This window comes from Ramlibacter sp., assembly GCF_028292805.1.
In the GTDB taxonomy this organism is placed as follows: domain Bacteria; phylum Pseudomonadota; class Gammaproteobacteria; order Burkholderiales; family Burkholderiaceae_C; genus Ramlibacter.
Genome location: NZ_JAQGLS010000113.1, coordinates 1 through 8,648, shown reverse-complemented (window position 1 = coordinate 8,648; position 8,648 = coordinate 1). Strand labels below are relative to the sequence as shown.

General features: G+C 68.9%; 11 protein-coding genes. 8 read left to right on the top strand and 3 right to left on the bottom strand.

What is annotated here, in order from left to right; translation table 11 throughout:
* Positions 1–95: 95 nt before the first annotated feature.
* The 4 genes from JWP65_RS06545 (at position 96) to tatC (ending at position 2,089) form a co-directional block, all read left to right on the top strand.
* A complete protein-coding gene (locus JWP65_RS06545; RefSeq protein ID WP_299761729.1) occupies positions 96–461 on the top strand; it encodes a histidine triad nucleotide-binding protein in 366 nt (121 codons plus the stop codon).
* Positions 462–532: 71 nt separating this feature from the next.
* Positions 533–787, top strand: a complete 255-nt coding sequence (gene tatA, locus JWP65_RS06540; protein ID WP_299761726.1) for a Sec-independent protein translocase subunit TatA — start codon at positions 533–535, stop codon at positions 785–787.
* Positions 788–801: 14 nt separating this feature from the next.
* Complete coding sequence (gene tatB / locus JWP65_RS06535) at positions 802–1,257, top strand: Sec-independent protein translocase protein TatB (RefSeq protein ID WP_299761723.1); 456 nt, start codon at positions 802–804, stop codon at positions 1,255–1,257.
* 37 nt (positions 1,258–1,294) lie between these two features.
* Positions 1,295–2,089, top strand: a complete 795-nt coding sequence (tatC, locus tag JWP65_RS06530) for a twin-arginine translocase subunit TatC (protein ID WP_299761720.1) — start codon at positions 1,295–1,297, stop codon at positions 2,087–2,089.
* A gap of 96 nt (positions 2,090–2,185) precedes the next feature.
* Here tatC and JWP65_RS06525 read toward each other — a convergent pair whose 3' ends face one another.
* Together JWP65_RS06525 and JWP65_RS06520 are read right to left on the bottom strand one after the other, a co-directional pair.
* Positions 2,186–3,361 carry a trypsin-like peptidase domain-containing protein gene (locus JWP65_RS06525; protein ID WP_299761717.1) on the bottom strand — a complete coding sequence of 392 codons (1,176 nt, stop codon included), beginning with the start codon at positions 3,359–3,361 and terminating at the stop codon, positions 2,186–2,188.
* Positions 3,362–3,416: 55 nt separating this feature from the next.
* Positions 3,417–4,694: a diguanylate cyclase gene (locus JWP65_RS06520; protein ID WP_299761713.1), complete on the bottom strand. Its 1,278-nt coding sequence runs from the start codon at positions 4,692–4,694 to the stop codon at positions 3,417–3,419.
* A 93-nt stretch (positions 4,695–4,787) separates the two neighbouring features.
* Here JWP65_RS06520 and JWP65_RS06515 point away from each other — a divergent pair, with 93 nt between their 5' ends.
* Together JWP65_RS06515 and pdxA are read left to right on the top strand one after the other, a co-directional pair.
* The gene (locus JWP65_RS06515) at positions 4,788–5,546 is read left to right on the top strand and encodes a Nif3-like dinuclear metal center hexameric protein (RefSeq protein ID WP_299761711.1); all 759 of its coding nucleotides are present in this window, start codon (positions 4,788–4,790) and stop codon (positions 5,544–5,546) included.
* Positions 5,547–5,643: 97 nt separating this feature from the next.
* Entirely contained in the window at positions 5,644–6,666 is a 1,023-nt protein-coding gene (gene pdxA, locus JWP65_RS06510) for a 4-hydroxythreonine-4-phosphate dehydrogenase PdxA (protein WP_299761708.1), read from the top strand.
* Here the strand turns inward: pdxA and mscL are convergent.
* Positions 6,660–7,106 (bottom strand): large conductance mechanosensitive channel protein MscL, encoded by a 447-nt coding sequence (gene mscL, locus JWP65_RS06505; protein ID WP_299761705.1) that lies wholly within the window; start codon positions 7,104–7,106, stop codon positions 6,660–6,662. The two genes, pdxA and mscL, sit on opposite strands and share 7 nt — an antisense overlap.
* A gap of 126 nt (positions 7,107–7,232) precedes the next feature.
* Between mscL and petA the strand changes: the two genes are divergently transcribed.
* Positions 7,233–7,829, top strand: coding sequence for a ubiquinol-cytochrome c reductase iron-sulfur subunit (gene petA / locus JWP65_RS06500; RefSeq protein ID WP_299761703.1), 597 nt, complete (start codon positions 7,233–7,235; stop codon positions 7,827–7,829).
* A 3-nt stretch (positions 7,830–7,832) separates the two neighbouring features.
* Positions 7,833–8,648, top strand: an 816-nt coding sequence (locus JWP65_RS06495; protein ID WP_299761700.1) for a cytochrome bc complex cytochrome b subunit, incomplete at its 3' end; no start/stop codon positions are given.

Genomic DNA, 8,648 nt, shown 5'->3' with positions numbered 1-8,648 from the left:
TTCCTGCCGGGAGCCATCGCCTGGACGATCATCGGCGCCTGGTACCTGTACCGCTACCTCAAGGGCTGGATGCGCTTCAGCGACAATCAGCTGCCATGAGAGCACACGCGGACGCCAACTGCCTTTTCTGCAAGATCGTCGACGGCAAGATCCCGTCGCGCAAGGTCTACGAAGACGACGAATTCCTGGCCTTCCACGACATCAACCCGTGGGCGCCGGTGCACTTCCTGCTGATCCCCAAGGACCACATCGTGTCCATGGCCCATGTCGAGGAGGCGCACGCCCCCCTGCTGGGCCGGCTGCTGGCGCTGGTGCCGCGGCTGGCCAAGCAGGAAGGCTGCCGGCCCTATCCGGACGGCGGCTTCCGGTTGGTCTCCAACACCGGCGCCGAGGGCGGCCAGGAAGTGCCGCACCTGCATTTCCACGTCATCGGCGGCCCGCGTCCCTGGCTGAAGGGCTGAGCCATATCCGCCGCGGGGGTGAACTTCCCCTGCCCGACTAGAATCCGAGCAGTAAGACAGGAGAGATTTCCATGGGTTCGTTTTCCATCTGGCACTGGTTGGTGGTGCTGCTGATCGTGGTGCTGGTGTTCGGCACCAAGAAGCTGAAGAACATCGGCGGCGACCTGGGTGGCGCCGTCAAGGGGTTCAAGGACGGCATGAAGGACGGCTCGCACCCGGACACGCCGGTGCCGCCGGCCAGCCAGGTCACGGCTTCGCAGGGTCCGTCCGCGGCTCCGGCGGACAACAAGACCACCATCGACGTCGAAGCGCGCAACAAGTCCTGAGCCGGGCTTAAGCAGTGATCGACCTCGGCATCGCGAAGATGGCGCTGATCGGCGTCGTCGCCCTGGTCTTCATCGGGCCGGAGAAACTGCCGCGCGTGGCGCGAACGGTCGGCACGCTCCTGGGCAAGGCCCAGCGCTATGTTGCCGACGTCAAGGCGGAAGTGAACCGGTCGATGGATCTCGACGAGCTCAGGAAGATGAAGGACACGGTGGAAAGCGCCGCGCGTGACGTGGAGAACTCCGTGTCGACCGCCGCTTCCGACTTCGAGAAGCAGTGGCAGGACGCGACGACCCACTCCACCGCCCTGTCCGAGCCGCCCGCGTTTCCCGAATACAAGCACCCGAAGAAGAAGTGGCGCCTGAAGCAGGGCGCCGTGCCGCACTGGTACAAGGCGCGGCAGGGCGTACGCACCCGCGCCTTGTCGGGTGCCGCCCGTGTGGCAAAGTACCGCCCGCAGAAGTTCAACTGAAAGCGGGGCCGGCAGCAGCGCCGGCGGCCGATCCCCTATGTCCACATCTCCCAACGACCAGGACGACGAACTGGCCGGCACCGAGCAGCCCTTCGTTGCGCACCTCGTCGAGCTGCGCGACCGGCTGATCAAGGCCGTCATCGCCATTGCGATCGTGGCCGGCGCGCTGGCGGTCTACCCCGGCCCGGCCGCGCTGTACGACATCCTGGCCGCGCCGCTGATCTCGCACCTGCCCAAGGGCGCGACCCTGATCGCCACCTCGGTCATCTCGCCGTTCGTGGTGCCGCTGAAGATCCTGCTGATGGCGGCCTTCCTGGTCGCGCTGCCCGTGGTGCTCTGGCAGGTCTGGTCGTTCGTGGCACCCGGCCTCTACTCGCACGAGAAGAAGCTGGTGCTGCCGCTGGTGGTCTCCAGCACGATCCTGTTCTTCGTCGGGGTGGCGTTCTGCTACTTCTTCGTGTTCGGGCAGGTGTTCTCGTTCATCCAGAGCTTCGCGCCCAAGAGCATCACGGCAGCGCCTGACATCGAGGCCTACCTGAGCTTCGTGATGACGATGTTCCTGGCGTTCGGCGCGGCGTTCGAAGTGCCGATCGTGGTGATCGTGCTGGCGCGCATGGGCATCGTGTCCATCGAGAAGATGAAGGAGTTCCGCGGCTACTTCATCGTGCTGGCCTTCATCATCTCCGCCGTCATCACGCCGCCGGACGTGGTCTCGCAACTGGCGCTGGCCGTGCCGATGTGCCTGCTGTACGAAGTGGGCATCTGGGCGGCGCAGATCTTCATCAAGCACACCAAGGCACCGGAAGACGCGAGCGAGCCGGCGAAGTCCTGAGCTCACCGTCTTCCCGGCGGAGGGGGGCCCAAGGCGACCGCATTCGCGACCTGAACGCCAATGCCTTGGATCCCCGCCTGCGCGGGGATGACCCGATCAGCGTTGCGGCTGCGGCACGCCGCCTTGGCCGGCTTGTTGTCTCGGCTTGGGTCGCTTGCCCGGCGTGACCGTCACGTCGACGTGGTCCTCGCGACGCTGCAGCTTGAACTGCGTTGCCGTGCCGGGCTTGAGGGACGCGACAGTCGACAGCAGCTCGGACACGTTCGCCACGTCCTTGCCCGAGACCTGCACCACGACGTCGCCCGGGCGCACGCCCGCCTGTGCGGCGGGGCCGTTCTGCAGCACGCCGGTGATCAGCACACCTTTGCGGGCCCGCACGCCGAAGGTTTCCATCAGTTCCGGCGACAGGTCCGCCGGCTCCACGCCGATCCAGCCGCGCGTGACCACGCCGTCCTTGACGATGCCTTCCAGCACCAGCTTGGCGGTGGAGACCGGGATGGCGAAGCCGATGCCCATGCTGCCGCCGGAGCGCGAATAGATCGCGGTGTTGATGCCCATCAGGTGGCCGTTGACGTCGACCAGCGCACCGCCCGAGTTGCCCGGGTTGATCGCGGCGTCGGTCTGGATGAAGTTCTCGAAAGTGTTGATGCCCAGCTGGTTGCGCCCCAGCGCGCTGACGATGCCGCTGGTGACGGTCTGGCCCACGCCGAACGGGTTGCCGATGGCCAGCACCTGGTCGCCCACCTGCAGCGCATCGGAATTGCCCAGCGTGATGATGGGCAGTCGGTCGAGGTTGATCTTGAGGATCGCCAGGTCGGTTTCGGGGTCGGTGCCGATCACCTTGGCGCGCGCCTTGCGGCTGTCGTTGAGCGCCACTTCGATCTCGGTGGCGCCCTCGACGACGTGGTTGTTGGTCAGGATGAAGCCGTCGGGGCTGATGATCACCCCGCTGCCCAGGCCGGCCTGCGGCTGCGCGCCCTGCTCGCCGAAGAAAAAGCGGAACCAGGGGTCGTTCGAGGCCGGCCGGTCGGCTGCCTTGCTGGTGTTGATGCTCACCACCGCCTGCGACGCCTTTTGGGCCGCGGCGCGGAAGCTGCCCGCCGGCGCCGGGGCGCTCGGGCTGGTGGGGGCTTCCACCAGCGCGATGCCGGTGCTGCCCGTGAGCACCGCCCGGCGCGCCGCCAGCCAGTCGGGCTTGAGCGTCGCCACCACGAAATATGCCGCAAGCAGCACGGTGACGGCCTGCGAGAAGAGCAGCCAGAAGCGACGCATGGTGAATGTCTTGGGAGAAACCCCAAGTGTAGACGCGGCCGGGCTTGCGCAGTGGTCAGGATGCGGCTCGCGGCGGCGCCACGACCTCGGGCGGCGCCCCCGGCCGGCGCGGTCGCCGCGGCCCCAGGTCGGCCTGTTCCACTGGCATCACCAGGCCGCTCGATCGGTCGTAGATCGCGGCGCGTGAGCGCATGTGGCGGGCCGCCTCCGCCAGCTCCTGCGCCTCGTCCAGGACGTCTTCGACCTCGGCCGCGGTGCCGGCCAGCCGCACCACGCCCACGCCCACGTCGAGGTGCACCTGCATCCGCTCGCCGCCCAACCCGATGACCTCGAGCGGCTGACGCAAGCTGGAGGCCACCCGCAGGCCCAGGGTGCGCAGCGCGGCTGGTGCGGGGATGGTTTCCACCAGCACCACGAAGCAGCGGTCCCAGTAGCGGCCGACCGGGTTGACCACGCCCACCCGGCGTTGCAGCCGGCCCGCCAGCGCCAGCCACATGTCGTTGACGCCGGCCACCCCCACATGGGTGGCGATGCGCTGCACATCGAACACGATCACTGCCAGCAGGGCGCCTTCGCGTCCGGTGCGGCGGCGCCGCTGCTGTGCCCGCAGCAGCTTGCGCACCAGCGCCGCGCCGCTGTGCAGGCGGGTCACGGGGTCGATCGCGCCGGACTGCGCGCCCTGGTGCAAGGTTCGCCATTGGTGCCGGTCGCGCCGCCACAGCACCAGCCCGGTCAGCCCATTGCTGAAGGCGGCGCACAGCGCCAGCAGGGCCTGCGCCCGGGAGTCGAAATCGCCCAGCTGCATGGCCATGGCATACAGGCCGGCGATGGCTGGCAGCGTCAGCAGGCAACCGGCGGCCATCGCCAGCGCCATGCGGTCGCCCATCAGCCAGCCGCGCAGCGTCAGCCACAGAGTCAGCCCGCCGCCCAGCAGGGAGACGGCCGCCGCCGCTGGCAGCTGCTGTTCGACCGGCAGCAGCAGCGCCAGCAGGCCGAGCAAGGGCAGCAGCAGTGCGCAGGCACCCAGGGCGATGGCCATCAGCCGGTCGCGGTGGGCCGCGCGCAGCCAGCCGCTGATCCAAAGGCTGGAGAGGCCGACGCACAGCGGCCCGGCCAGCACCTGCATCGCCTGCAGTCGGGCGGCGCCGGGCGGCCTGGCGTGCGCCAGCACACCGCTGAGCACCAGCACCAGCAGGAACACGCTCAGGTGGTAGCTGACCGCCCGCAGGCGCGAGGCGGCCGGCCGCGCCAGCAAGTCGCCGGCCCGCGCCAGCGTCACCGCGCCGATGGCGCCCAGGGCCATGCTCCAAACCACCAGTGCCAGTGCGTCCATCGCGCCTCCTGTTCGGCCAAGGGGGTTGATTGGGCGGTCCAGGGCCGGCCGGCGCCCGTAGGAGAATGCGGGCTGATCCTGTGCCCTATTCCCATGCCCCATCGCCATCACCTGCTGCAAGCCTTGGACGACCTGCTGGTCCCCGCCCGGTTCAAGGACTACGGCCCGAACGGCCTGCAGGTGGAAGGCCGCGAGGAAGTGCGCAAGCTGGTCTCGGGCGTGACGGCCAGCCGCGCGCTGATCGAGCTGGCGATCGACGCCGGGGCCGACGCGATCCTGGTGCACCACGGGCTGTTCTGGCGCGGGCAGGACGGGCGTGTCACCGGCTGGATGAAGCAGCGGCTGGCCCTGCTGCTGGCGCATGACATCAACCTGTACGCCTACCACCTGCCGCTGGACGCGCACCCGCAGCTGGGCAACAACGCGCAGCTCGGCCAGCGCCTGGGCCTGGTGGCCGATGCGCGCTTCGGCGAGCAGGACCTGGGTTTTCTCGGTCAGCGCGCCGACGGCGCCGGCTTCACCGACGCGCCGGCGCTGGCCGCCCACCTGGAGCAGGCGCTGGGCCGCGGCGTCACCTGCGTGCCGGGCGCCGCCGGGCCGCTGCGGCGGATCGGCTGGTGCACCGGCGGCGCGCAGTCGTATTTCGAGGCCGCCATCGCGGCCGGCGCGCAGGCCTTCATCACGGGCGAGATCTCCGAGCCGCAGGCGCACTACGCGCGCGAATGCGGCGTCGCCTACCTGGCCTGCGGCCACCACGCGACCGAGCGCTACGGCGCGCCGGCGGTGGCCGGCCACGTGGCGGCGCAGCTGGGCCTGGAGCACGTCTTCATCGACGTGGACAATCCGGCATGAGCGCCGCCCGACCGCCAGCAGGCACTCGCCCCCGCCCCCGCCATTTGCGAAGGGGGCAGGCGCGGGCCGCGGAGCGGACCAGCCCGGGGGCGGTCCAATGAGCGCCCGGCTGCCGCTGGCGCTCACCATGGGCGACCCGGCCGGCATCGGCCCGGAAATCGTCGCCCTGGCGTTCCGGCGCGCTGCGCAGTTGAGCCGCGGCTGCTTCGTGGCCGGCGACGTCGCCTGCCTGCGCCGCGCCGCCGCCTGGACCGCCGGCGAGGATCTCCCACTACCGGTGGCCGTCATTGTCAGCCCGGCGGATGCATTCGACGTGCCGCCGGCCTGCATCCCCGTGCTTCAGGTCGGCGCAGTCGCGGCATTGCCGGCAGTCGGGCGCGTCAGCGCAGAGGGCGGGCGGATGGCGGCCGAGGCCGTGCTTTGGGCCGCCGGCGCCGCCTTGCGCGGCGAGGTCGCAGGCCTGGTGACGGCGCCGCTGCACAAGGAAGCCCTGGCCGCCGCCGGCCTGCCGTATCCCGGCCACACCGAATTGCTGCAGGCCCAGGCGGCAGCGCATGCCGGGGTGCCGGCAGCCAGCATGCCGGTGCGGATGATGCTGGCCAACCACGAACTGCGCACCGTGCTGGTCAGCATCCACCTGTCGTTGCGCGCGGCGATCGAGGCCGTGACCCACGACAACGTGCTGCAGACGCTGCGCATCGCGCACGCCGCGTTGCACGCCATGCTGGGCCGGCCGCCGCGCATCGCCGTGGCGGGCCTGAATCCGCACGCCGGCGAGGCCGGTATGTTCGGGCGCGAGGAGATCGAGGTGATCGCCCCCGCCATCGCGGCGGCACGGGCCGAAGGCTGCGACGTGCAAGGGCCGTTCGCGCCCGACACCGTCTTCATGCGGGCGCGGCGCGGCGAGTTCGACGTGGTGATCGCGATGTACCACGACCAGGGGCTGATCCCGGTGAAGTACCTGGGCGTGGAGCGCGGCGTCAACGTGACGCTGGGCCTGCCGCTGGTGCGCACCAGCCCGGACCACGGCACCGCCTTCGACATCGCGGGGACCGGCCGGGCCGACCCGGCCAGCATGGTCGAGGCGATCCGGGTGGCGCGCGGCCTGCTGGGCTACTGAACCGGCTTGCCTTGCAGGCTGTCGCGGATTTCGCGCAGCAGCAGCACGTCTTCCGGCGGCACGGCCGGGTCTGCAGCAGCCTGGGGCGGCGCGTGCTTGCGGCGGATGCGGTTGATCTGCTGGACCAGCAGGAAGATCACGAAGGCCAGGATCAGGAAATTTACCGCCACGGTGACGAAGTTGCCCCAGGCAAGGACCGGCACGCCGGCCTTCCTCAGCGCCTCCAGGGTCATGGCGGTGCCGGCCGGCACGTCGCCCAGCAGCCAGTATTTGTGGGAAAAGTCGAGCTTGCCCACCAGCATGCCCACTGCCGGCATGATCAGATCGCCCACCAGCGACTCGACGATCTTGTGGAAGGCACCGCCGATGATGACCCCGACCGCCAGGTCGACGACGTTGCCCTTGACGGCGAATTCCCTGAACTCTTTCAGGATGGACATGGCTGCATGTTTCGTTTGTTCCGGAGGGCCAGAGTATCGCCGCGGCCAACCGTGCCGAATTGGCGCGTAAACGCTCCGCTACAATCGCGGGTTGACCCTAAACAGCGAGAGATCCTCGAGGACCCCATGAGCAACTCCACGGTGGACGCCAGCAAAAGGACGTGGCTGATCGCGTCCAGTTGCGCCGGCGCGGTAGGCGCAGGCTTCGTCGCCGTGCCTTTCGTCAGCAGCTTTCAGCCTTCCGAGCGCGCCAAGGCCGCCGGTGCCCCGGTCGAAGTCGACATCACGGCACTGCGACCCGGCGAGAAGATGACGGTGGAGTGGCGCGGCAAGCCGGTGTGGATCATGCGCCGCACCCCCGAACAGGTCGCCGCGTTGCCCAAGCTCGACGCGCAGCTCGCCGACCCGATGTCCGAGCGAACGGCCTACCCGACGCCCGAGTACGCCAGGAACGAGGCGCGCTCGATCAAGCCCGAATTCTTCGTCGCCGTCGGCATCTGCTCGCACCTGGGCTGCTCGCCCAGCGACAAGCTGCAGCCCGGCCCGCAGCCGTCGCTGCCGGACGACTGGCAAGGCGGCTTCCTCTGCCCGTGCCACGGCTCCACGTTCGACCTGGCCGGCCGGGTCTACAAGAACAAGCCCGCCCCTGACAACCTGGAAGTGCCCCCGCACATGTACCTGTCGGACACGCGCCTGGTCATCGGTGAAGACAAGAAGGCTTGAGCCATGGCTGAATTTCACGACATCTCCCCCAACGCCAGCGTGCCCGCCAAGGTCGGCAACTGGCTGAACAACCGGTTCCCGTCCGCCTTCGTGTTCTACAAAGATCACTTGGCCGACTACTACGCGCCGAAGAACTTCAACTTCTGGTACTTCTTCGGTTCGCTGGCGCTGCTGGTGCTGGTGATCCAGATCGTCACCGGCATCTTCCTGGTGATGCACTACAAGCCGGATGCCGCGCTGGCATTCGCGTCCGTCGAGTACATCATGCGCGACGTGCCGTGGGGCTGGCTTATCAGCTACATGCACTCCACCGGCGCCAAGGCGTTCTTCGTGGTGGTGTACCTGCACATGTTCAAGGCGCTGATCTACGGCAGCTACCAGAAGACGCGCGAGCTGGTGTGGATCTTCGGCTGCACGATCTTCCTGATGCTGATGGCCGAAGCGTTCTTCGGCTACCTGCTGCCGTGGGGCCAGATGCCCTACTGGGGCGCCCAGGTGATCGTGAACCTGTTCGCCGCCGTGCCCTTCATCGGCCCCGACCTGGCGCTGCTGATCCGCGGCGACTTCGTGGTGTCCGACGCCACCCTGAACCGCTTCTTCAGCTTCCACGTGATCGCCATCCCGCTGGTGCTGCTGGGCCTGGTGGCCGCGCACATCCTGGCGCTGCACGACGTCGGCTCGAACAACCCGGACGGCGTCGACATCAAGGGCCCGAAGGCCCCGAAGGACGCCAACGGCAAACCGCTGGACGGCATCCCGTTCCACCCGTTCTACAGCGTGCACGACATGGTCGGCGTGGTGGTCTTCCTGATGGTGTTC

Coding starts and splice junctions, on each gene's coding strand:
- JWP65_RS06545 (WP_299761729.1), top strand. CDS start 96: ATGAGAGCACACGCGGACGCCAACTGCCTTTTCTGCAAGATCGTCGAC.
- tatA (WP_299761726.1), top strand. CDS start 533: ATGGGTTCGTTTTCCATCTGGCACTGGTTGGTGGTGCTGCTGATCGTG.
- tatC (WP_299761720.1), top strand. CDS start 1,295: ATGTCCACATCTCCCAACGACCAGGACGACGAACTGGCCGGCACCGAG.
- JWP65_RS06525 (WP_299761717.1), bottom strand. CDS start 3,361: ATGCGTCGCTTCTGGCTGCTCTTCTCGCAGGCCGTCACCGTGCTGCTT.
- JWP65_RS06520 (WP_299761713.1), bottom strand. CDS start 4,694: ATGGACGCACTGGCACTGGTGGTTTGGAGCATGGCCCTGGGCGCCATC.
- JWP65_RS06515 (WP_299761711.1), top strand. CDS start 4,788: ATGCCCCATCGCCATCACCTGCTGCAAGCCTTGGACGACCTGCTGGTC.
- pdxA (WP_299761708.1), top strand. CDS start 5,644: ATGAGCGCCCGGCTGCCGCTGGCGCTCACCATGGGCGACCCGGCCGGC.
- mscL (WP_299761705.1), bottom strand. CDS start 7,106: ATGTCCATCCTGAAAGAGTTCAGGGAATTCGCCGTCAAGGGCAACGTC.
- petA (WP_299761703.1), top strand. CDS start 7,233: ATGAGCAACTCCACGGTGGACGCCAGCAAAAGGACGTGGCTGATCGCG.